The 423-nt window shown below is 63.5% G+C and carries 1 protein-coding gene; it reads left to right on the top strand.

Annotated elements, in window-relative coordinates; genetic code table 11:
• Nucleotides 1–40: 40 nt before the first annotated feature.
• Nucleotides 41–423: transglutaminase-like cysteine peptidase (locus AC1D0P_RS30375; protein WP_477680128.1), on the top strand; the 383-nt coding region annotated here is incomplete at its 3' end.

Here is a 423-nt window from a genome sequence, read left to right as displayed (position 1 = left end):
GCGCTTCACCGGTCCCGCCTTTCTGTCCGGAAAGCGCCGAGTGACGGCACCCTTTGCCTCGGTGATGTTTTGCACGCGCTCTCCGGCGGAATGCGTCGGTTCGCGCAACGTGGCAGCCGTCGACCCGACATTCGGCAAGATGGCCGATCTGGATGACGTCAACAGYGCGGTCAATCATCAGATCGCGCCGCGCCCCGACCCGACTGCCGATGACAATTGGACTTTATTTCCGAAAGCCGGCGATTGCGAGGATTATGCCGTGTCGAAGCGGCATGTGCTGATCCGGCACGGCTGGCCGGCCTCGTCGCTGCGGCTGGCGATCGGCAAGACCGAGCGGGGCGAAGGCCACCTCGTCCTGGTGGCGCGGACCAATGATGGCGATGTCGTGCTGGACAATCTCACCGACGAGGTCAAGCCTTGGAA

This window comes from Polaromonas sp. P1_G2, from assembly GCF_056405515.1.
The sequence above is the reverse complement of the archived record's forward strand: the minus strand, read 5'-3'. Positions and strand labels throughout refer to the sequence as shown.